The sequence below is a fragment of the Streptomyces sp. 1331.2 genome (genome assembly GCF_900199205.1).
In the GTDB taxonomy this organism is placed as follows: domain Bacteria; phylum Actinomycetota; class Actinomycetes; order Streptomycetales; family Streptomycetaceae; genus Kitasatospora.
Window position 1 is genome coordinate 3113270 of record NZ_OBMJ01000001.1, and the last position, 21903, is coordinate 3135172.

21 protein-coding genes are annotated in these 21903 nt (G+C 71.2%); 6 read left to right on the forward strand and 15 right to left on the reverse strand.

The window, feature by feature from the left end:
- The first annotated feature begins 7 nt into the window (after positions 1-7).
- The 3 genes from CRP52_RS13090 (at position 8) to CRP52_RS13100 (ending at position 2351) form a co-directional block, all read left to right on the forward strand.
- Positions 8-589 carry an RICIN domain-containing protein gene (locus tag CRP52_RS13090; protein ID WP_097236563.1) on the forward strand — a complete coding sequence of 194 codons (582 nt, stop codon included), beginning with the start codon at positions 8-10 and terminating at the stop codon, positions 587-589.
- 67 nt (positions 590-656) lie between these two features.
- A complete protein-coding gene (locus tag CRP52_RS13095; RefSeq protein ID WP_097236564.1) occupies positions 657-1460 on the forward strand; it encodes a GNAT family N-acetyltransferase in 804 nt (267 codons plus the stop codon).
- Between the two features lie 186 nt (positions 1461-1646).
- The gene (locus tag CRP52_RS13100; RefSeq protein WP_097236565.1) at positions 1647-2351 is read left to right on the forward strand and encodes a hypothetical protein; all 705 of its coding nucleotides are present in this window, start codon (positions 1647-1649) and stop codon (positions 2349-2351) included.
- A gap of 106 nt (positions 2352-2457) precedes the next feature.
- On the opposite strand, the gene CRP52_RS40475 is transcribed toward CRP52_RS13100, so the two are convergent.
- Positions 2458-3105 carry a TetR/AcrR family transcriptional regulator gene (locus CRP52_RS40475; RefSeq protein WP_306458858.1) on the reverse strand — a complete coding sequence of 216 codons (648 nt, stop codon included), beginning with the start codon at positions 3103-3105 and terminating at the stop codon, positions 2458-2460.
- Between the two features lie 518 nt (positions 3106-3623).
- On the opposite strand from CRP52_RS40475, the gene CRP52_RS13110 reads away from it, so the two are divergent.
- Both CRP52_RS13110 and CRP52_RS13115 read left to right on the forward strand, forming a co-directional pair.
- On the forward strand, positions 3624-3974 hold the full coding sequence (locus tag CRP52_RS13110) for a DUF6542 domain-containing protein (protein WP_097236566.1): 351 nt from the start codon (positions 3624-3626) through the stop codon (positions 3972-3974).
- Positions 3967-5676: an LCP family protein gene (locus CRP52_RS13115; protein ID WP_097236567.1), complete on the forward strand. Its 1710-nt coding sequence runs from the start codon at positions 3967-3969 to the stop codon at positions 5674-5676. The genes CRP52_RS13110 and CRP52_RS13115 overlap by 8 nt, the downstream gene beginning before the upstream one ends.
- Before the next feature lie 85 nt (positions 5677-5761).
- Here the strand turns inward: CRP52_RS13115 and CRP52_RS13120 are convergent, their stop codons facing one another.
- Genes CRP52_RS13120 through CRP52_RS13135 form a run of 4 tightly spaced genes read right to left on the reverse strand, consistent with a single transcriptional unit; the run spans position 5762 to position 8794 of the window.
- Positions 5762-6244: a hypothetical protein gene (locus CRP52_RS13120; protein ID WP_097236568.1), complete on the reverse strand. Its 483-nt coding sequence runs from the start codon at positions 6242-6244 to the stop codon at positions 5762-5764.
- 13 nt (positions 6245-6257) lie between these two features.
- Entirely contained in the window at positions 6258-6884 is a 627-nt protein-coding gene (locus CRP52_RS13125; RefSeq protein WP_097236569.1) for a hypothetical protein, read from the reverse strand.
- On the reverse strand, positions 6881-8473 hold the full coding sequence (locus CRP52_RS13130; protein WP_097236570.1) for a DUF2515 family protein: 1593 nt from the start codon (positions 8471-8473) through the stop codon (positions 6881-6883). Before CRP52_RS13130 ends, CRP52_RS13125 begins: the two co-directional genes overlap by 4 nt.
- Before the next feature lie 24 nt (positions 8474-8497).
- Entirely contained in the window at positions 8498-8794 is a 297-nt protein-coding gene (locus tag CRP52_RS13135) for a type VII secretion target (protein ID WP_097236571.1), read from the reverse strand.
- A 192-nt stretch (positions 8795-8986) separates the two neighbouring features.
- On the opposite strand from CRP52_RS13135, the gene CRP52_RS13140 reads away from it, so the two are divergent.
- Complete coding sequence (locus CRP52_RS13140) at positions 8987-9367, forward strand: VOC family protein (protein ID WP_097236572.1); 381 nt, start codon at positions 8987-8989, stop codon at positions 9365-9367.
- 126 nt (positions 9368-9493) lie between these two features.
- Here CRP52_RS13140 and CRP52_RS13145 read toward each other — a convergent pair whose 3' ends face one another.
- From CRP52_RS13145 to nuoI, 10 genes are all read right to left on the reverse strand, one after another.
- Complete coding sequence (locus tag CRP52_RS13145) at positions 9494-10549, reverse strand: 2-oxoacid:ferredoxin oxidoreductase subunit beta (protein WP_097236573.1); 1056 nt, start codon at positions 10547-10549, stop codon at positions 9494-9496.
- Positions 10546-12552, reverse strand: a complete 2007-nt coding sequence (locus CRP52_RS13150; protein ID WP_097236574.1) for a 2-oxoacid:acceptor oxidoreductase subunit alpha — start codon at positions 12550-12552, stop codon at positions 10546-10548. Before CRP52_RS13150 ends, CRP52_RS13145 begins: the two co-directional genes overlap by 4 nt.
- 222 nt (positions 12553-12774) lie before the next feature.
- Complete coding sequence (locus CRP52_RS13155; RefSeq protein ID WP_030060117.1) at positions 12775-13437, reverse strand: response regulator transcription factor; 663 nt, start codon at positions 13435-13437, stop codon at positions 12775-12777.
- A 117-nt stretch (positions 13438-13554) separates the two neighbouring features.
- Complete coding sequence (locus CRP52_RS13160; protein WP_097240049.1) at positions 13555-14565, reverse strand: polyprenyl synthetase family protein; 1011 nt, start codon at positions 14563-14565, stop codon at positions 13555-13557.
- Positions 14566-14808: 243 nt separating this feature from the next.
- Positions 14809-16446 carry an NADH-quinone oxidoreductase subunit NuoN gene (gene nuoN / locus CRP52_RS13165; RefSeq protein ID WP_097236575.1) on the reverse strand — a complete coding sequence of 546 codons (1638 nt, stop codon included), beginning with the start codon at positions 16444-16446 and terminating at the stop codon, positions 14809-14811.
- Positions 16443-18092 (reverse strand): NADH-quinone oxidoreductase subunit M, encoded by a 1650-nt coding sequence (locus tag CRP52_RS13170; RefSeq protein WP_097236576.1) that lies wholly within the window; start codon positions 18090-18092, stop codon positions 16443-16445. Before CRP52_RS13170 ends, nuoN begins: the two co-directional genes overlap by 4 nt.
- 55 nt (positions 18093-18147) lie before the next feature.
- Positions 18148-20043, reverse strand: a complete 1896-nt coding sequence (nuoL, locus tag CRP52_RS13175; RefSeq protein WP_097236577.1) for an NADH-quinone oxidoreductase subunit L — start codon at positions 20041-20043, stop codon at positions 18148-18150.
- 14 nt (positions 20044-20057) lie between these two features.
- On the reverse strand, positions 20058-20357 hold the full coding sequence (gene nuoK, locus CRP52_RS13180; RefSeq protein ID WP_030060110.1) for an NADH-quinone oxidoreductase subunit NuoK: 300 nt from the start codon (positions 20355-20357) through the stop codon (positions 20058-20060).
- The gene (locus CRP52_RS13185; RefSeq protein ID WP_097236578.1) at positions 20354-21238 is read right to left on the reverse strand and encodes an NADH-quinone oxidoreductase subunit J; all 885 of its coding nucleotides are present in this window, start codon (positions 21236-21238) and stop codon (positions 20354-20356) included. Before CRP52_RS13185 ends, nuoK begins: the two co-directional genes overlap by 4 nt.
- The gene (nuoI, locus tag CRP52_RS13190) at positions 21235-21900 is read right to left on the reverse strand and encodes an NADH-quinone oxidoreductase subunit NuoI (protein ID WP_257032449.1); all 666 of its coding nucleotides are present in this window, start codon (positions 21898-21900) and stop codon (positions 21235-21237) included. The genes CRP52_RS13185 and nuoI overlap by 4 nt, the downstream gene beginning before the upstream one ends.
- Positions 21901-21903: the final 3 nt, after the last annotated feature.

Here is a 21903-nt window from a genome sequence, read left to right on the forward strand (position 1 = left end):
AACCACGATGAGAACCGCGCAGAACACCACCACCCGTACCCGCAGGCTCCTCGCCTCGCTGGGCGCCGTCGCGGCCGTCGCGGGGGCGGCCGTCGTCGGTGCACCGGCGGCGCAGGCGGCACAGGCCGCCGCGTGCGACCTGGCGCCCGGGCTGCAGACGCCCCAGAAGGTCTACAACGGCTCCGCCGGTGTGCTGGACCTGCCGAGCAACAACGAGGCCAACGGCCAGCGGATCGGCGTCTACACGGCGAACGACCAGTCCACCGCCCAGACCTGGTCGTTCTGGGCCTACTGCGACGGCACCACGGCCATCTCGCACGGCGGCAACGGCAAGGTCGTCGACCTCGACACCCGCTCCGGCGCCGTCCAGCTGTGGGACACCCCCGGCGGCTGGGACGGTCTCAACCGCCCGGCCGGGGACTGGATGCAGGCCAACCAGAAGTGGCGGCTGACCGACGAGGACCGCGGCTGGTACCTGATCCGCAACGCGGCCACCGGGCAGTGCCTCACCTCCGCCGGGGTCGCCCAGTACACCACGACGGCCGGCTGCAACACCGCCGACCCGGCCCAGCGCTGGCTGCTGGGCTGAGCCACCATCGGGCCCGTCCGCTCGTCGGCGCCGACGAGCGGACGGGCCGCTCCGTATCCTCGACCGGGTGCCCCTCATCAGCCTGCACGACCGCGCCGCACTCGCCGCCCGGTTCCGCACCGATCCGGCGCTGCACCTCTTCGAGCTCGGCGACCTGGACGACACCCACTGGCCCAACACCGCGTGGTACACCGTCTCCGCCGACCACGGTCCGGTCGCCCTGCTCTACAGCGGCGGCGACACCCCCGTCCTGCTCGCCTTCGCCCGGCCCGCCGACGTACCGCCGCTGGAGGCCCTGCTCGGCGACCTGCGGCCGTTCCTGCCGCGCCGCTTCACCGCCGGACTGCCGGACGGCGCCGAACGGGCCCTCGCACCGGACTACGCGGTCGAGCGCCGCACCCCGCTGCTCCGGATGCTCCTCCCGGACCGGGCTGCAGCCGACCTTGTGCGCGACGTCCCGTACGAGGCACAGCCGTTGACGACAGCCGACCTCGCCGACCTGCGGACCCTGCTGGCCGCGGCCTACCCCGAGTCCTGGTTCGACCCGCGGATGCTGTCCGGCGGCGGCTACGTCGGCGTCCGCGAGAACGGCCGGCTGCTGGCGGCCGCCGGGGTGCACGTCCACTCCCCCGCCCAGCGGGTCGCCGTCCTCGGCAACGTGGCCACCCACCCCGAGGCCCGCGGCCGCGGCCTCGCCCGGGCCTGCGTCACCGCCCTGTGCCACCGGCTCGCCGCCGACACCGACCACCTGGGCCTCAACGTCCGCACCGACAACGCCCCGGCGATCCGGCTCTACCGGCGACTCGGTTTCACCACCGTCGCCACCTACAACGAGTTGGTGCTGAGCGCCCGCGCGTCCGGAACGGCGTAGGGCCGGCCGGGCCCTGGGGGCCTGTCCGGGATCACGGCTCGATATCCCTTGTCACGGACCCGCGCGGAACTCGTCACGGTGGAGTCAAGGCGGCGCCAAAGCGATGGCACCCGACCTCCGGACTGCGCTATGAACATCCTTCGGTAGGACCGCCGGACGGTGGTCCGCGAACACGGGGGACGTCTCATGAAGCTCATCCGCACCCATCGCCATGCCCTGGCGCTGGCCTCGCTGGCCGCGGTCGGCACGCTCACCCTGACCGCCTGCAACGACGACGCCTCGTCCTCGGACACCGCGACGACCCCGTCGACCGCGCCGTCCGCGCCCGCCACCGGCGCCGCGTCGCCGAGCAGCGGCGCCATCACCCCGGCCGCCCCGACCTCCGCCCCGGCGGGCGGCGCGGCCTCCGGCTCGGCCGCCGCACCCGCGCCGGCCGGCCCCACCGCGGCGCCCGGCACCACGGTCAAGGTCGGCGACGCCGTGACCATCCCGTTCAGCTCGGGCAGCACCAAGGGCACCATCGCGCTCTCGGTCACCTCGATCGAGAAGGGCGACCCGGCCGACCTCGCCTCGCTCAACCTGGGCGACAAGGCCAAGGGCCTGGTGCCGTACTACATCCACTACAAGGTCACCAACGCCGGCAGCACCGACCTGTCCTTCACCAGCGTCGACCACATGAAGGGCCTGCTGGCGGACGGCACCGAGGCGCAGGACCTGCTGATCATCGGCTCCTTCCCCAAGTGCAAGAGCGACTCGCTGCCCAAGGGCTTCACCAACGGCCAGTCGGCCACCTCCTGCGCGGTGGCGATGTCCCCGGAGGCGTCGAAGGTCGCGGGCGCCGAGTACTGGGGCGACCCGTACACCCTCGGCAAGGGCGTCAACTGGAAGTGACCCGTACGGGCCCCGGGCGGGGGCGGCGCGCTGCCGTTCCCGCCCGGGCCCCGGCCGGCCTTCCCGGCTTTCCCGGCCGTCGGGCCCGTCCAGCCGCTCCCTGCCGTCAGGCCCGGGGCGGCGCCGGGGCGCCGTAGATCCGCAGGAAGGCGTCGACGCCGACCGCCGCGATCCGCTCCACCTCCTCGTCCGCCACCGGGACGGCGCCCCAGAAGGAGCGCTCGGCGATGCCGTGGAAGGTCAGCAGCGTGTACTGCTCGGCGGCCAGCGCCGGGTCCTCGACCACCAGCAGCCCCCGGCCGGCCAGTGCCTCGAAGTGCGCCGCGAGGTCGCGCAGCGAGGCGATCGGACCGGCCTCCAGCCACGCCTCCAGGACGTCCGCCGGAATGTTGGCCACCTCGGCGCGGATCGCCCGGCCGAGCGCGCCGTGCTCCCCGGCGGACAGCACCGCGCGGGCCCGCTCGACGGCGAGGTCGGTCAGGTCCCGGCGCAGGTCCACCACCCGGTCGAGGTACTTCGCCATCAACGCCCGGACGGTCTCGGTCAGTTCCGCCGAGTTCTGCAGGGCCACCGACAGGAAGAGGGTCTCCTTGTCGGCGAAGTGGTTGTAGACCGTGCGCTTGGACACCCCGGCCTCGGCCGCGATCGCGTCCATGCTGGCCCGTACGTAGCCCTCGCGCCCGAACACCGTCATCGCGGCCTGCGTGATCGCGTTGCGCTTCTCCGGCCGCCCCGTTCCGCCCGTCGCCGCCACGGCCCACTCCTCATCCGCCGGCCCACCGGCCGACTCTCAGAAACTACCCGGTGTAGTTTATCCTGGCCCCACTACGAACGGACTTGCGACCGGACGCACGTGATCTATGCTGCCTACGATCTCTACACCGGTGTAGAGGCAAAACGGAAGCGCCGGCCCCGATTCACGGGCCGCCCGGGCCACCATGGGAACCAGCCGAGCGGCACCGGCGTCCAGAACTGGCAGCGCCACGACCGAACTTACGGACGGGCAACCAGCGCGGGCGCCACCGTGGCGCCCGGGAACACGGGAACACCGGGGGTGAGTGCGTGGCGGGGCAACGAGGACGGTCACCCGACCGTGGACGACAGTCCGACCAGCGGCAGCAGCCGGACCACGGACGGCAGCCCGACCAGCGGAGGCAGCCCGACCAGGGCTCACGGCGACGGGCCGCAGCGAACCGACCGGCGGCCCGCTCGGCAGCCCGCCCGACGACCCGCCCGAAACGCCCCTTCTCCGGCGGGCCCGCCCTCCCGGCGTTGGCCGCCGTCGGCCTGCCGATCGTGGGCGCGGCGATCAGCGAACTCTCCGGCCCGGGCATGGGCCTGGCGTTCACGGTGGGCGCGGTGCTCGGCACCGGCCTGGCCGCCGCGCTGAGTACCCGCAACGGCTGGTGGTGGGTGCTCGCCGCCTCCCCGCTGGTCGTCCTGGGCGTGACGGCCGCCGCCGAGCTGCTGGCCAACCGCGAGCTGTACCAGGGCAAGGGCCTGGCCACCGGCGGCGCGAAATGGGTGGTGCACGGCTTTCCCGTGATGGCGGAGGCCGCGGTGGCGGCCCTCCTGGTGATCGTGGTCCGGGTCGTCCGGGACCGGAGGAGGCACCGTGGCTGACAACGCCGAGCACACCCCCGGCCAGAACCCCGGCCACGGCCAGGGCCCCGGCCCCCAGGGCACGCCGCCCGACGGCCGCGCCGCCCGCCGCACTCCCGCGCCCCCGGCCCGCACCCGGTCCCCGCTGCTGGTCGCGGGCCGGGTGGTGGCCTGCACGGCCGGGATCGCGGTGTTCGCGGCGAGCGGCGTGGTCTGGTACGAGTACAAGCAGCTCACCGACGGGATGACCACCTCCAACGTCATCGCCCAGACGAAGAAGGACGCCCCCAAGCACCTCGACAACTCGGTGAACCTGCTGCTGATCGGCCTGGACAGCCGCAAGAACATGGACGGCTCGGACCTGCCGCCGCAGTTCATCCAGGACCAGCTGCACGCCGGCTACAGCTCCGACGTCGGCGGCTACAACACCAACTCCCTGATCCTGCTGCACATACCGGCGGGCGGCGGCAAGGTGCAGGCGGTGTCCGTCCCGCGCGACGACTACGTCATGACCTACAACGCCGACGGCTCCCAGATGGGCATGGGCAAGATCAAGGAGGCCTACGGCAACGCCAAGGACAAGGCCGACGCCGGCCTGCGGGCCAAGGGCCTCAAGGGCGCGGACCTGGAGAAGGCCGGACGCGACATCGGCCGCGCGGCCACCATCCGCACCGTGCAGAAGTTCCTGGACCAGCCCATCGACCACATCGCCGAGGTCAACCTGATGGGCTTCTACGACATCGCGAAGGCGGTCGAGCCGATCCAGGTCTGCCTCACCCACGACACCAAGGACCCGGCCATGGAGGGCCAGGGCTCGGGAGCCGACTTCAAGAAGGGCATCAACACCCTCAACGCCTCCCAGGCCCTCTCCTTCGTCCGCCAGCGCCACAACCTCGACGGCCCCGACGGCAACTCCGGCGACTTCGCCCGCACCCACCGCCAGCAGGCGTTCATCTCCGCCGTGGTGCACAACCTGAAGCAGAAGGGCATCGTCGGCGACCTCGGCAAGATGCAGGAACTGATGAGCGTCATACAGAAGGACCTCGTCATCGACAACGAGTGGAACATCCTCGACTTCGCCCAGCAGGCCCCGGCGCTGACCGGCGGCAACGTCGAGTTCAACACCCTGACCTTCGACGGCTTCGCCACCCGCAACGGCCAGGACGTCAACCTGGTCACCCCGGCGAAGATCCAGAAGGTGGTCAAGCAGCTGTTCGGCTACGCCGACGCCGCCGCCCCCTCCGCCCCGGCCGACGACACGACCGACGCCGCCACCCCGCCGCCCGCACCCGCCACGCCCACCCCGACATCGACGTCGACGCCGACCGCCGCCAAGGCCGTCACCGTGGACGTCTTCAACGCCTCCTCGGCCGCCGGGGTCACCTCCACCGCCGAAGCCAAGGCGCTGACCGGCCTGGGCTTCAAGGAGGGTCGGACCGGCTCCGCGGCCACCAGGCCCAAGACCACCACCGTCACCTACGGCAAGGGCGCCAAGGAGGCCGCCGACCAGATCGCCGCCCGCTACGGCGTCACCGCCACCGAGTCCGCCTCCACCCCGGCCGACCACGTCGTCGTCACCCTCGGCACCACCTTCACCGGCGTGGCCGGCGACACGCCCACCACCCCCACCGGCCCGGCCTCCGTCGACCCCGCCGCCAACCTCCCCATGCAGGGCCCCGGCGTCGACGCCCAGTCCGACGGCGGCATTCCCTGCGTCTACTGACCCACCCCGTGCCGCGCCCGCTGCCCCGCCGACCCCGGCGGGGCAGCGCTCGGGACCACCCGAACGTTCAGGACCGCCCGAACGCTCAGGACCACTCGAAGTAGAGCGCCGGCCGCACCGGCCGCGGGCCTCCCGGCGCGAACAGGAACACCAGGTTCACCGTCGGCCCGAACGCTTCCTCCAGCCGCGGACCGCGGATGCTCAACCCGAAGTCGTTGATCCGCCGCCCCGCCGCCAGCCCAGCCCGGACCTCGCGGTACCAGGCCTCCAGCGGCTCGGCCGGCAGCTCCCAGTACGCGGCCAGCTCTCCCGACAACCGGTAGGCGTCCTCCACCGTGGCGGCCGGGAAGATGGCGCTGACCAGGTCGATCGCCTCCCCCTCGGCCGCGACCGACAGCTCCACCCGCCCGGTGAACCAGCGCCCGCCCGGCAACGCGATCGTCGCGGCGACTGCAGGGAAGCGCCAGTGCCGGCGGACACCCTCCGGCCAGCCGACATCGCTGCGGGCGTGGCTGCTGCGGAGGTTCCAGGTGACGGCCGTCGGCTGGACGGGCTGCTCGTACGACAACGGGGCCTCCGGATCAGGGGGCGGTCGGGGTGGCGGACGCGGTGGCCTGGTCCTGCAGGGTGAGCCTGAGGTTGTCGCCCCAGGCGATGTTGACCTTCAGAGTCACAGGCTGTCCGCTGTTGACGGTCGCGTACTTGAGGCCGACCCCGAAGAGCGGTCCGGCCGGGGTCAGCAAAGGAAAGTCCGAGCCGCCGTCCTGCCCGTCGAGATGCTGCCGGTCGCCCTTCGCCAGGTCATCGAGGACGGTCTGCCGGAAGTCGACGATTCCGTCGGACTTCAGACCGAACTGCCGGGTGAGTTCCATGGCTTTCCGATACGCCTCGTCGAGCGACATCTCGGGGTACCAACAGATGAGTTCGTCGATGTTCTCGGCGTCATCGTGGGTGGCCGCCACGACGAGGCTCATCTTGTCTGCGTGGAATCGCTGACCACCGGGCAGGTCGATGTCCAGGGGGCCCAGGTCCTCGAAGTCGTGACCACTGTGCGGATTCAGCTTGACCCCGAGATCGGCGCCCCGGTGCGAGTTCCGGAGGTCCCAGTGGACGGCACGCGTCCTCCCGCCCACCAGGTAGCACCCGGCCGCCACCAGAACCAGGCTGAGCAGAGCCCCGAGGATCCGGATCCGCCAGGACCGCGTCACGGCACGACCTCGTACTCGTCGGCCCGATCGAGCAGTGGAGTGTCGATGAGCGCCTTCGCCTGCACCGGATTCGCCAGGAGCTGCTGGTACTTGGGCAGCATGTCCTTGCGGATCCAGTCCATCCGGTCATTCGTGTCGGTCACGTAGCGGTCGTCCCACCAGGTGGACCACTCACCGCCGTAGTAGCCGTTGAAGGACCTGCCGCCCGGGATCGGTGACTCGGTCATGGCCGACAACACCTGGGCGAACGTGTCCCCGACCGGGCCGTGGTACTTCTCCACCTCCCGGTAGGAGCCCGGCAGCACCTTGGTCTGCTCCCGCTCCAGCAGAGCGGCATTGCCGGCTGCCACCCGCTTCGGGTCGCCCGAGTCGATGTCCCGCCAGGCATCTGTCAGTTCCTTCGGGTAATTGTCCGGGTTCTGCTTCTGCAACGCCTCGATTCCGGCGATGCCGTACTGCTGGTACGCGGCGTGCATGGCACCGACATCATCGAAGATGTCCTTCTGCATGTGCAGGAACTTGTTCTGGAACCACTGCACCTCGTCCGTGCTGAGGCTGCTCAGCAGCCCGCCGGGGATGGGTACGGCCAACCCGGCGATGTCCGCACCCTTGATCACCTCGTTGAGGTCGTGGAGCCCCCCGTACACCGGTGCGCCGGCCAGCTTGGCCATTCCGGCCCACTGGAAGTCCCGGTTCTCGTCCCACAGCTTCTGGTACCAGGCGTAGACCTTCTGCACGGTCTCGTCGTTGAAGTCCAGGCCCTTCTCCGGGTCCCACTTCGACGGGTCGATCCCGGCCTTCTTCAGGGCGAGTTGCTTGTAGTAGTCCTGCAGTTTCGGCACGCCGGGCAGGCCCTGGACCTTCCACGGCGCCGCGTCCAGGAACTGGTTCCGCTGGTCCGGGGTCAGGGCTCCCCACCAGGCCGCCCGGGCGGCCGGGTCGGTGGGGATGGTGTCGCCTTCGACCGTCCCGGCGAGCCGGGTGGCCTCGCCGAGGTCCTTGGCGGCGAGTTGGAGCGCGCCCGCCAGGCCCGTACGCCCGGACCCGTCGAGGAGTTTGGACTCCTCGGCCAGCTTGCCGAGTTCGGCCGCGCACGTGGCGTCGGCCTGGGTGGCGGCCTGGACGGCGGCGGCGATGTCGGCGGTGAGGGTCGCGGCGTAGGCGGCCTCGGCCCGGTAGGAGTCCGCGGCCTCCTGGCGCAGGGCCGCGTTCTTGGGCAGTTGGTCGACCGGCGTCGGCGTCGCGGTGACCGTGCCGTTCGCGTCGACCGTGAGACCGTGCCTGCTCGCCTCCGTCAGCGCGTACTGCAGCTCCTGTTGGGCGGTGGTCACCGCCAGGACGAAGCCGGCCAACACCTGCTCGACCGCCTGGAGTTCCAGTGCGGCGACCTGCAGCTGCAGTTCCTGCTGACCGAAGGAGTGCCGGGCGCCGGTCGCGGCGGGGCCGGTCCAGGTGCCGAGCGGTTTCAGCACCGACTCCTCGATGTGCTGCCGCGCTTGGTCGAGCGCTTTGGCGACGGCCTGCCAGTCCTTGCCGGCCTCCGTCACCGACTCCAGTTTCACGTCGCGCAGGCGCGCGAAGTCCACCACGGGAGCCCCCCTTCCCCTGTTGCGCTACTGGAGGGCCCCGGCGTTCCCGCTCTCGGTCCTGCCGTAGTTCTCGGCGGCCTTGCGGAGCGACTCCTCGTCCGTTCCGAGGGCGGTGCGGATCTTCTCCACCCCTTGTGTCCAAGCCGTCACCACGGCGGCCAGCTGCCCGGCCACCTGCCAGCCCCCCAGGGCCGTCCCGGCGGTCCCCGAGGCGGTACCGGCGGTCTGGACGGGCGCGGCCAGACCGGTGGCGATGGACGAGGCGTTTGCCGCCGAGGCCCTCAACTGCTCGGGCGAGACCTCGAATCCGGCGTCCGACATCGGATCGACCCCCCAATGCTCGATGCGATGCCCCGACCCTAGCCGCGCCGTGCGGTTCGCCGCCGGACTTTCTCGAACACGGGCGCGATCGGCCGCCGGATTCCCCTGGCAAGATTCTCCGTACTATGTATAGTGTACTGCGTACGGGATAATCGCCCGGCTGTCCCGGCTGCCGACGAGAGGGCTCTCACCTTGCAGATCACCAAGACCACCGTCGCCCTGACCGTCGAGGACGTCACCGCCTCCGCCGCCTTCCTCAAGCGGCACTTCGGCTACCGCGAGGAGATGTCGGCCGACGGCTTCGTCTCGCTCGGGCACCCGGGCGGCGGGGTGAACGTCGTCTACCTGCGGCGCGGGCTGGAGGTGCTGCCCGAGGAGCAGCGGCACCGCACCGCGGACGGGGTGCTGCTGGCGTTCGTCGTGGCGGACGTCGCCGCCGAGGAGCGACGGCTGCGCGGCGAGGGGGTGGCCGTCACCCTGCCACTGCGCGAGGAGCCCTGGGGCGAGAAGCTGTTCCAGGTCGCCGACCCGAACGGGGTCGTGATCGAACTGGTCGAGTGGGTCGAGCAGTGACACCACTCGACGGGCCGTAGCCTCAACGACGAGCAGTAGCTGCAAGGACGGACAGCAGCCGCAACGGCGGAGCGCCCCTCGTCCGGACCTGGACGAGGGGCGCTCCGCCGTGTGCCGACCCGGCGGTCAGTCGACCGTCCAGGTGTCGTTGCCGGCGAGCAGCGTGGCCAGGTCGCCCGGGCCGCGGTGGGCGGTGGCGGTGGCCAGCTGGCTCGCCATCAGCTCGTCGTAGACGGGCCGCTCCACGCTGCGCAGCACGCCGATCGGCGTGTGGTGCAGGGTGTCCGCGTCGGCGATCCGGGTGAGCGCGAAGGCGGCGGCCGGGCCGGCCGCATGGGCGTCGTGGACGAGCAGGTCCGCCTCGTTCTCCGGGGTGACCGGTGCGGTGAACAGTTCGCCGTCCGGGCCGCGGAAGACGCCGCCGGAGCCGTCCGCGCCGTAGCGGATCGGCTGCCCGTGCTCCAGCCGGATCAGCGCCTCGTCGCGGGTGCCGGGCTCCTTCAGCACCTCGAAGGCGCCGTCGTTGAAGATGTTGCAGTTCTGGTAGATCTCCACCAGCGCCGTGCCCTGGTGCTCGGCCGCCGCCCGCAGCACCGACTGCAGGTGCTGGCGGTCGGAGTCGATGGTGCGCGCGACGAAGGTGGCCTCGGCGCCGATCGCCAGCGAGAGCGGGTTGAACGGCGCGTCCAGCGAGCCCATCGGCGTGGACTTGGTGATCTTGCCGAGTTCACTGGTCGGTGAGTACTGGCCCTTGGTGAGGCCGTAGATACGGTTGTTGAACAACAGGATCTTGAGATTGACGTTCCGCCGCAGGGCGTGGATCAGATGGTTGCCGCCGATCGACAGTGCGTCGCCGTCACCGGTCACCACCCACACGCTGAGGTCCTGGCGCGAACTCGCCAGCCCGGTCGCGATCGCCGGCGCCCGCCCGTGGATCGAGTGCACTCCATAGGTGTTCATGTAGTACGGGAAGCGCGAGGAACAGCCGATGCCCGAGACGAACACCGTGTTCTCGCGCTTGATGCCCAGCTCCGGCATGAAGGACTGCACCGCCGCCAGGATCGCGTAGTCCCCGCAGCCGGGGCACCAGCGCACCTCCTGGTCGGTCTTGAAATCCCGTGCGCTCTGCGGCGCTTCGGCCTTCGGCACCAGCCGCAGGGACGGGAAGCCGTTCTCACTCATCGGTGGTCCTCCTCGTCCAGGGTGCCGATCGCGGCCCACAGCACGTCCGCCAACTGCGCCGCCTTGAACGGCAGTCCGCGCACCTGGTTGTAGGACTCGGCGTCCACCAGGTACTTCGCCCGGAGCAGCAGGGCGAGCTGCCCCAGGTTCATCTCGGGCACGATGACCTTCTCGTAACTCCTCAGCACCGCACCCAGGTTGGCCGGGAAGGGGTTGAGGTTGCGCAGGTGCGCCTGGGCGACCTCGCCGCCGTCCGCGCGCACCCGGCGCACCGCCGCGGTGATCGGCCCGTACGTCGAGCCCCAGCCGAGGACCAGCACGCGGGCGTCCCCGGTCGGGTCGTCCACCTCGACCGGCTTCACGGTGATGCCGTCGACTTTGGCCTGCCGGGTGCGGACCATGAAGTCGTGGTTGGCCGGGTCGTAGGAGATGTTCCCGGTGCCGTCCTGCTTCTCGATGCCGCCGATCCGGTGTTCCAGACCGGGCGTGCCGGGCAGCGCCCAGGGCCTGGCCAGCGTCCGCGGATCCCGCAGGTACGGCCAGAAGGCGCCGTCCTCGCGGTTCGGGCCGGTGGCGAACTGCGGGTCGATCTCGGGGAGTTCGTCGACGCCGGGGATCCGCCAGGGCTCCGAGCCGTTGGCCAGGTACCCGTCGGAGAGCAGGAAGACCGGGGTGCGGTAGGTGACCGCGATCCGGGCCGCCTCCAGTGCCGCGTCGAAGCACTCCGCGGGCGTGGCCGGGGCGACGATCGGCACCGGCGCCTCGCCGTTGCGGCCGAACATCGCCTGCAGCAGGTCCGCCTGCTCGGTCTTGGTCGGCAGGCCGGTGGAGGGGCCGCCGCGCTGGATGTCCACGACCAGCAGCGGCAGTTCGAGCGAGACCGCCAGGCCGATCGTCTCGCTCTTGAGCGCGACGCCGGGCCCGGAGGTGGTGGTGACGCCGAGCGCCCCGCCGAAGGCCGCGCCGAGCGCCGCGCCGATGCCGGCGATCTCGTCCTCGGCCTGGAAGGTGCGCACGCCGAAGTTCTTGTGCTTGCTCAGCTCGTGCAGGATGTCCGAGGCCGGGGTGATCGGGTACGAGCCCAGGTACAACGGCAGTCCGGAGCGCTGCGCGGCGGCGATCAGCCCGTAGGAGAGGGCGAGGTTGCCGGAGATGTTGCGGTAGCGGCCGGCCGGGAGCTTGGCCGGCGGCACCTCGTAGGAGACCGCGAAGGACTCGGTGGTCTCGCCGAAGTTCCAGCCCGCCCGGAACGCCTGGATGTTCGCCTCGGCGATCTGCGGCTTCTTCGCGAACTTGCTGCGCAGGAACGACTCCGTTCCGTGCGTGGGCCGGTGGTACATCCAGGACAGCAGGCCCAGGGCGAACATGTTCTTCGCCCGCTCCGCGTCCTTGCGCGCCAGGCCGCTGTCCTTGAGCGCCTCCAGCGTCAGCGTGGTCAGCGGCACCTTGTGCAGGTGGAAGCCGTCCAGCGAGCCGTCGCCCAGCGGGTCCGCCGGGTAGCCGACCTTGGCCAGCGCGCGCTTGGTGAACTCGTCGGTGTTGACGATGATCTCGGCGCCGCGCGGCAGGTCCGGCACGTTCGCCTTCAGTGCGGCCGGGTTCATCGCGACCAGCACGTTCGGCGCGTCACCCGGGGTCAGGATGTCATGGTCGGCGAAGTGCAGCTGGAAGGACGACACGCCCGGCAGGGTGCCGGCGGGGGCCCGGATCTCGGCGGGGAAGTTCGGCAGCGTGGACAGGTCGTTGCCGAAGGACGCCGTCTCCGAGGTGAACCGGTCACCGGTGAGCTGCATGCCGTCACCGGAGTCCCCGGCGAAACGGATGATGACCCGGTCGAGTCTGCGGATCGGCTTGGCGCGCCCGGGTGGCGCGCCGCCCGGGGCGGGCGGGTCGGCGGGTGTGGTCGGACCGGGGCGCGGTTCGCCGCCCCCGGCCCGGACCTGGGCGCCGTCCTGGCCGTCCGAGCCGTCCACTGCCTCTGACTGATCGACCTGACTGGTCACTGCCGCGGACCTCCTCGACGGCACACCACCGCGGGCGCGGCCCCGTGCCCCGTCCGCCTGGTGCACCTCCCGCATCCTATGCGGGTGGAGTCGGCCTGGGACGGAACTCCCGCATGCGGCGGGAAATCACCGGCCTGCGTCCGTACCGCACGTGAGGGAGAACGTCCGTCCGCCGGAGATCATTCCGCGGCCGGGGGCCGGGTGGGACGGCTGGGACAGGTGCTAGGAGTTGAGGTAGGTCAGCACGGCCAGCACCCGCCGGTGGTCCTCCGGGCTCTGGGCCAGGCCCAACTTGAGGAAGATGTTGCTGACGTGCTTCTCCACCGCGCCGTCGGAGACCACCAGCTGCTTGGCCACCGCGGCGTTGGTGCGGCCCTCGGCCATCAGCCCGAGCACCTCGCGCTCGCGCGGCGTGAGATTGGCCAGAACATCACCCTTGCGGCTGCGGCTGAGCAACTGCTGCACCACCTCCGGGTCCAGCGCCGTACCGCCGTCGGCGACCCGGACGACCGCGTCGGCGAACTCGCGCACCTCGGCGACCCGGTCCTTGAGCAGGTAGCCGACGCCCCGGGTGGATCCGGCCAGCAGCTCCGAGGCGTAACGTTCCTCCACGAACTGCGACAGCACCAACACGTTCAGCTGCGGGTAGCGGCCGCGCAGCTCGACGCAGGCGCGCAGGCCCTCGTCGGTGTGGGTCGGCGGCATCCGCACGTCGGAGACCACGACGTCGGGCAGCGCGTCGGCCGCGGCCAGGTCGTGGATGGTCTTCACCAGGGCCTCGCCGTCCCCGACGCCCGCGACGACCTCCAGGCCGCGATCGGTGAGCAGCCGGGTCAGTCCCTCCCGCAGCAGTACGGAGTCCTCGGCGATGACGACGCGACGCATGGCGACCTTCCGGCTGGGGCGAGCTCGGGTGAGCTCCGGCGAGCTGACGGGAGCCAGTCTCCCCCATCCGAACCGGCCGGACGCCCGCCGCGGCACCCACGGCGGGCGGCCCGGCCGTCAGACGGTGCGGATCGCCACCGCGTCGCAGAGCCCTTCCAGGGCGGCCTTCGCCGGGCAGTCCGGCAGCGGGGCGAGCAGCGCCCGGGCCTCCTCGGCCCGGCGCAGGGTCTCGGCGCGGGCGCGCTCCAGCGCCGGGTGGGCGCGCATCAGGCGCAGCGCCTCGGCGTGCAGCGCATCGTCCGAGAGGTCCTGGGAGAGCAGTTCGCGCAGGCGGGCGTCGTCCGGGTCCGCCGGGTCGGCCGGCATCTGCTGCAGCAGCAGGGTCGGCAGGGTCGGTACGCCCTCGCGCAGGTCGGTGCCGGGGGTCTTGCCGGACTCGTGGCCGTCGCTGGAGATGTCGAGCACGTCGTCGGCCAGCTGGAAGGCGATGCCGATCCGCTCGCCGAACTCGCCGAGGGTGTCCACCAGCTCGGGCCCGGCGCCGGCCGTCAGCGCTCCCATCCGGCAGGAGACGGCGATCAGCGAGCCGGTCTTGCCCTCCAGGACGTCCAGGTAGTGCAGGAGCGGGTCCATCTCCGGGCCGGGGCCGCGGGTCTCCAGGATCTGGCCGGTGACCAGCCGCTCGAAGGCCTCGGCCTGCATCCGCACGGCCTCCGGGCCGAGGTCGGCCAGCACCTGGGAGGCGCGGGAGAACAGGAAGTCGCCGGTGAGGATGGCGACCGAGTTGTCCCAGCGGGAGTTGGCGCTCGGGGTGCCGCGGCGCACCGGGGCCTCGTCCATGACGTCGTCGTGGTACAGCGTGGCCAGGTGGGTCAGCTCGACGACCACCGCGGCCGGCACCACGCCGGGCGCCCCCGGGTCGCCGAACTGGGCGGCGAGCAGCAGGAGCAGCGGACGGAAGCGCTTGCCGCCGGCTTCGAGGAGGTGACTGGCGGTGACGGTGATGAACGGGACGTCGCTCTTGACGGCCTCGCCGAGCGCCGCCTCCACCGCTTCAAGTCCGGCCTGGACGTCCCGGGTCAGGTCGCGGTCCTGCACGCTGAGCCCGAAGGGTTCCACGACGGTCACGAAGACCACTCCTCTGTCCCTGGTCGATCTAGCGGCCTGGTCCCTGAGTGCCGCCGCTGGCCATACAGGCAGGGTATCCGGTCGCGAGTGGATCACTGCACGGGCGTGCGGATCCTGTCATGATCGGGCCGGACGCCCTGGTCAGGGCAGCTGCGCGGGTCGTCCGGCGGTGCGGGCCGATCCGGACGGACATAAGGGCGGGGGAGCCTTCCGAACTCCCCCGCCCCGGCTCCTCGGAAAGGGTCAGCGCACGAACAGCGAGGCCTTGGAGGCCAGGTCGAGGAAGTACTGCGGCAGCAGACCGAGACCGAGCGTCACCAGCACCCCGACCCCGATCGCGGTCGCCGTGAAGGCGCTCGGGATCGCCACCGTCGGCCCGCCCGGCTGCGGGTCCGAGAAGAACATCAGCACGATGACCCGGATGTAGAAGAACGCGGCCACCGCCGAACTGAGCACACCGACGATCACCAGCGGGATCGCCCCGCCGCTCGCCGCCGCCTGGAAGACCGCGAACTTCCCGGTGAAGCCGGAGGTCAGCGGGATCCCGGCGAAGGCCAGCAGGAAGAGTGCGAACACCGCCGCCACCAGCGGCGAGCGCCGCCCGAGCCCGGCCCAGCTGGACAGGTGGGTGGCCTCGCCCTTGGAGTCGCGCACCAGGGTGACCACGGCGAACGCGCCGAGCGTCACGAAGGAGTACGCCAGCAGGTAGAACAACACCGAGGAGATGCCCTGCTTGTTGACGGCGATCACGCCGGTCAGGATGAACCCGGCGTGTGCGATCGACGAGTAGGCCAGCAGCCGCTTCACGTCCTGCTGCGTTACCGCCAGCACCGCGCCCACCACCATGGTGAGGATCGCCACCCCCCACATCACCGGCCGCCAGTCCAGCCGCAGGCCGGGGAAGGCCACGTAGAACAGCCGCAGGAAGGCGCCGAAGGCCGCGACCTTGGTGGCCGCCGCCATGAAACCGGTCACCGGGGTGGGCGCGCCCTGGTAGACGTCCGGGGTCCAGGAGTGGAAGGGCACCGCGGCGACCTTGAACAGCAGGCCGACCGCCAGCATCGCCAGGCCGGTCAGCACCAGCACGTCGCTCTGGGTGGTGCTCAGCTGCGCGGGGGTGGTCATCGCCTTGCCGGAGATGACGTCCCCGATGTCGCCGAGCTTCACGCTGCCCGCGTAGCCGTACAGCAGCGCGGTGCCGAACAGGAAGAACGCCGAGGCGAAGGCACCGAGCAGGAAGTACTTGACGGCCGCCTCCTGGGAGAGCAGCCGGCGGCGCCGGGCCAGCGCGCACAGCAGGTACAGCGGCAGCGAGAAGACCTCCAGCGCCACGAACATCGTCAGCAGGTCGTTGGCGGCGGGGAACAGCAGCATCCCGCCGACCGCGAACATGGTGAGCGGGAAGACCTCGCTGGTGGCGAAGCCGGCCCGGAGCGCGGCCCGCTCCTGCTCGCCGCCGGGGGTGGCGGCGGCCTGGGCGGCGAAGGCGTCGGCCGGCCGTCCACCGGCCCTGGGCTCCAGCTTCCGCTCGGCGTAGGTGAGCACCGCGACCACCGCGGCCAGCAGGATCACGCCCTGCAGGAACAGCGCCGGGCCGTCCAGCGCCACCGACTCCATGGCCAGCAGGTCGATCCTGGTGAAGCCGTGGCTCTGCACGGCCAGCACCACCACCGCCGCGAAGGCGCCGACCAGCCCGGCCAGGGCGAGCGTCACCTGTGTCCAGTGCCGGAACCGGCGGGGCACGAAGGCCTCCACCAGGATGCCGGCCACGGCGGCGCCGAACACCACGAGCATCGGGGAGAGTTGGCCGTACTCGATGTGCGGCGCCGGGATGCTGGGGGTGTTGCCGCCGGCGGCGGCGAGCACTGCGGTCGCGCTCACTTCTGCTCACCTCCTGAGGTGGCGGCGACCGGGTGGGCCGGCGCCGGGTCGGTCTCGTGGACCTGCGACAGCGTCGCGTTCACCGAGGGGTTGACCAGGTCGGTGAGCGGCTTGGGGTAGACGCCGAGCAGGATGGTCAGCGCCACCAGCGGGGCGACCACGGCGAGTTCGCGGGCCTTGAGGTCGGGCATCGTCCGGACCCCGTCCTTCACCGGGCCGGTCATGGTGCGCTGGTACAGCAGCAGGGCGTACAGCGCGGCCAGCACGATGCCGAAGGTCGCCACGATCCCGATCGCCGGGTAGCGGGTGAAGGTGCCCACCAGCACCAGGAACTCGCTGACGAAGGGGGCGAGGCCGGGCAGCGACAGGGTCGCCAGGCTGCCGATCAGGAACGTCCCGGCGAGCACCGGGGCGACCTTCTGCACGCCGCCGTAGTCGGCGATCAGCCGCGAACCGCGGCGGGAGATCAGGAAGCCGGCCACCAGCATCCACGCGGCGGTGGAGAGGCCGTGGTTGACCATGTAGAGGGTCGCGCCGCTCTGCCCCTGGCTGGTCAGGGCGAAGATGCCCATGATGATGAAGCCGAAGTGCGAGATCGAGGCGTAGGCGACCAGCCGCTTGATGTCCTTCTGGCCGATCGCCAGCAGCGCGCCGTAGACGATCCCGATCAGCGCCAGGACCAGGATCGCCGGGGCGAAGGTCTTCGAGGCGTGCGGGAACAGTCCGAGGCAGAAGCGCAGCATCGCGAAGGTGCCGACCTTGTCCACCACGGCGGTGATCAGCACCGCGGTGCCGGCGGTGGCCTCGCCCATCGCGTTCGGCAGCCAGGTGTGCAGCGGCCACAGCGGGGCCTTGACCGCGAAGGCGAAGAAGAAGCCGAGGAACAGCGCCTTCTCGGCGGTGCCGCTCAGCTGCAGCTTCCCGTCGGCGACGGCCGAGGCCAGGGTCGGCAGGTCGAAGGTGCCGAGGCCCTGGTCCTGCGCGAGCACGTACAGGCCGATCACGGCGGCCAGCATCACCAGGCCGCCGAGCAGGTTGTAGAGCAGGAACTTCACGGCCGCGTAGGAACGTTGCCGCGCCGACTCGGGGCCGCCGGCCCGGTCCCCGAAGCCGCCGATCAGGAAGTACATCGGGATCAGCATGGCTTCGAAGAACACGTAGAACAGGAAGACGTCGGTGGCGTAGAAGGAGACGATCACCATCGCCTCCACCGCCAGGATCAGGGCGAAGAAGCCCTGGGTGCGCCGGCGCCGCTCGAAGGTGTCAGCGGCGAGGGTGCCGTCCGGGTCGGCCGGGCCCGGGTCGGCCGGACTCGGGTCGGCGTCGTGCCAGGAGGCGAGCATCACCATCGGCACCAGGACGGCGGTGAGCAGGGCGAGGACGGCGCCGATGCCGTCCACGCCGAGCGAGAAGGTGATCCCGAAGGAGCGGATCCAGCTGTACGACTCGGTCAGCTGGTAGCGGGCGCCGTGCGGGTCGAACCGCGCCGCCACCACGGCGGCCAGCACCAGTGTGACGGCCGAGACGCCCAGGGCGACGGCCTTGGTGGTGCGGCGCCGGGACTCGGACGACCCGGCCGGCATGGCGGCGGTCAGCACCGCACCGGCCGCCGGGACGGCACAGGTGACGCTCAGCAGGGCGCTCATGGCCTTCCTCCCCTGCCGGTCGTGGATTCCCCGCGACGAGGGCGAACAACAGTCATCACACGGACCTCATCAGGAGAGTCGTGGCGACCAGCACCAGCGTGCCGCCGAACATGGAGAGCGCGTACGAGCGGACGAAGCCGTTCTGGACCCGTCGCAGCCGGCCGGACAGGCCCCCGATCGCGGCGGCCAGTCCGTTGACGAAGCCGTCCAGGCCGCGGCTGTCGAAGAAGACCAGCGTCGCGGTGAGCGCCGAGCCCGGCCGGACCAGCACGGCGTGGTTGAAGTCGTCCTGCAGCAGGTCGCGGCGGGCGGCCCGGGTGAGCGGGGAGCCGACCGGCGGCACCACCGGGACGGGCGAGCGCCCGTACATCAGGTACGCCAGGGCGACGCCGGCCAGCATGCAGGCCGTGGTCAGCAGGGTGACGGTCAGCGGGGCGAGCGGTGAACTGCCCTCCTCGTGCCCGGTGACCGGCTCCAGCCACTTCAGGAAGGAGTCGTTGAAGGCGAACAGCCCGCCGGCGAAGACCGAGCCGAAGGCCAGCAGGACCATCGGGACGGTCATCGTCTTCGGCGACTCGTGCGGGTGCGGGGCGTTCCCCTCCTCGTCCGGCTTCCAGCGCTTCTCGCCGAAGAAGGTCAGCACCATCACCCGCGTCATGTAGAACGCGGTGACGGCGGCGCCGACCAGCGCGCACAGGCCGAGGATCCAGCCCTCGGTGCCGCCCTTGGCGAAGGCCGCCTCGATGATCTTGTCCTTGGAGAAGAAGCCGGACAGGCCGGGGAAGCCGATGATCGCCAGGTAGCCGAGGCCGAAGGTGACGAAGGTGACCGGCATGTACCTGCGCAGGCCGCCGTAGTGACGCATGTTCACCTCGTCGTTCATGCCGTGCATGACCGACCCGGCACCGAGGAACAGCCCGGCCTTGAAGAAGCCGTGGGTCACCAGGTGCATGATCGCGAAGGCGTAGCCGATCGGGCCGAGCCCGGCCGCCAGCACCATGTAGCCGATCTGCGACATGGTCGAGCCGGCCAGCGCCTTCTTGATGTCGTCCTTGGCGCAACCGACGATCGCACCGAACAGCAGCGTGACCGTACCGACCACCACCACGGCGGTCTGCGCGTCCGGCGCCAGGTCGAAGATCGCCGCGGAGCGGGTGATCAGGTAGACGCCGGCGGTCACCATGGTGGCGGCGTGGATCAGCGCCGACACCGGGGTCGGGCCCTCCATGGCGTCCCCGAGCCAGGACTGCAGCGGCACCTGCGCCGACTTGCCGCAGGCCGCCAGCAGCAGCATCAGGCCGATCGCCGTCAGCTTGCCCTCGCTCGCCTGGTGGGCGCCGCCGAAGACCGGGTCGAAGGCGAAGGAGCCGAACTCGGCGAACATCAGCATGATCGCGATCGACAGGCCCATGTCGCCGACCCGGTTGACGATGAACGCCTTCTTCGCCGCCGTCGCCGCAGTCGGCTTGTGCTGCCAGAAGCCGATCAGGAGGTACGAGGCCAGGCCCACGCCCTCCCAACCGAAGTACAGCAGCAGGTAGTTGTCGGCGATCACCAGCAGCAGCATGGCGGCCAGGAACAGGTTCAGGTACGCGAAGAAGCGGCGGCGGCGCTCGTCGTGCGCCATGTAGCCGACCGAGTAGAGGTGGATCAGCGTGCCGACGCCGGTGATCAGCAGGACGAAGGTCATCGACAGCTGATCGAGCCGGAAGGTGAAGTCGGCCTGGAAGCCGTTCACCGGGATCCAGCTGAACAGGTGCTCGGTGGCCGCCCGGTGCTCGGCGTCGCGGCCGAGCATGTCCGAGAACAGCGCCAGGCCGAAGCCGAACGAGAGCGCAGCGAGCGCGGTGGCCAGCCAGTGGCCGTACCGGTCCAGCGCCCGCCCGCCGAGCAGGAGCAGGGCGGCGCCGGCCAGTGGAGCCGCCACCAGCAGCGGAATGAGAGAGTTCACCGAAGGCCCTCCGCCTACAGCTTCATCAGGTTGCTGTCGTCGACCGAAGCGGAGTGCCTGGTCCGGAAGATCGAGACGATGATGGCGAGGCCGACCACGACCTCGGCCGCCGCGACCACCATCGTGAAGAACGCGATGATCTGGCCGTCCAGCGTCCCGTGCAGCCGCGAGAAGGTCACCAGCGCCAGGTTCGAGGCGTTGAGCATCAGCTCCACGCACATGAACAGCACGATCGCGTTGCGCCGGATCAGCACCCCGGCCGCCCCGATGGTGAACAACAGGGCTGCGAGATAGAGGTAGTTGACCGGATTCACTGCTCGCCCTCCTCGGCCTCGTGGTTCGGGACCGGCTCCAGCGACTTGCGCGGACCGGTCACCGCCGGCCGCTCCGAGGACGGACGGCCCAGCCAGTCCGCGGTGCTGTTCTCCAGCTCCGCCATCCGTTGCAGCATCGCCTGGCTGACGTCCCGGATCTGGCCGCGCTCGCGCAGCGTCGCCATCACCGAGTCCTCGGCGACGGTGCCGTCCGGCAGCAGCGCCGGCACGTCCACCGCGTTGTGCCGCGCGTACACGCCCGGCGCCGGCAGCGGCGGCAGCTGGATGTTGTCCTTGACCCGCTGGGCGGCCAGCTCGCGCTGGGTCTTCGGCGGCTTCACGTGCTCGCGGTGGGTCAGCACCATCGCGCCGATCGCCGCGGTGATCAGCAGCGCGCCGGTGACCTCGAAGGCCCACACGTAGCGGGTGAAGATCAGCCTGGCCAGGCCCGGCACGTTGCCCTCGGCGTTCGCCTCGGACAGCCCGGTGAAGTGGTTGAGCTTCGCGTTGGCGATCCCGGCGATCAGCAGCACGCCGAAGCCCAGCCCGCACAGGGCCGCAGCGACCCGCTGGCCCTTCAACTGCTCCTTGAGGGAATCCTCGCTGGTGACGCCGACCAGCATCACCACGAACAGGAAGAGCATCATGATCGCGCCGGTGTAGACCACGATCTGCACCACGCCCAGGAACACCGCGCCCTGCGCCATGTAACAGACCGCCAGCGCCAGCATGGTGGCCGCCAGGCAGAGCGCGCTGTGCACGGCCCGGCGCATCAGCACCATGCCGAGCGCGCCGCCGACCGCGATCACCGCGAGCACCCAGAACTGGACGGCCTCACCCGTGGAGGTCGTCCCGGTCGCTTCCGCCAGGTACGAGGTCACGGTCGCGCCTCCTTCTCCCGGTCGGTGCGCTCCTGCTGGACCGTCCCCGGCTCCGCCGCGGTGATCTCGCCCCGGTAGTACGCGCCCTCGTCCGCACCCGGGAAGATCGCGTGCGGGGTGTCGACCATGCCCTCGGACAGGCCCACCAGCAGCTGCTCCTTGGTGAAGATGAGGTCCCGCCGGGAGGAGTCGGCCAGCTCGTACTCGTTGGTCATGGTCAGCGCGCGGGTCGGGCAGGCCTCGATGCACAGCCCGCACAGGATGCAGCGGGCGTAGTTGATCTGGTACACCGCGCCGTAGCGCTCGCCGGGCGAGTAACGCTCGTCGTCCCGGTTGTCCGCGCCCTCCACGTAGATGGCGTCGGCCGGGCACGCCCAGGCGCACAGCTCGCAGCCGACGCACTTCTCCAGGCCGTCCGGGTGCCGGTTCAGCTGGTGGCGGCCGTGGAAGCGCGGAGCGGTGGGCTTCTTCTGCTCCGGGTACTGCTCGGTGAGCCGCTTCTTGAACATGGCCTTGAAGGTCACGCCGAAGCCGGCGGCCGGGCCGAGCACCGACGGCCGGTCGGCCCGCTCGGGCCGGTCCGTGCGGTCGGTACGGCCGGTGCGGCCGCCACGGCCGGTGAGGCTCGTGCGGTCGGACTGGTCGGACTGGTCGGACGACATCTC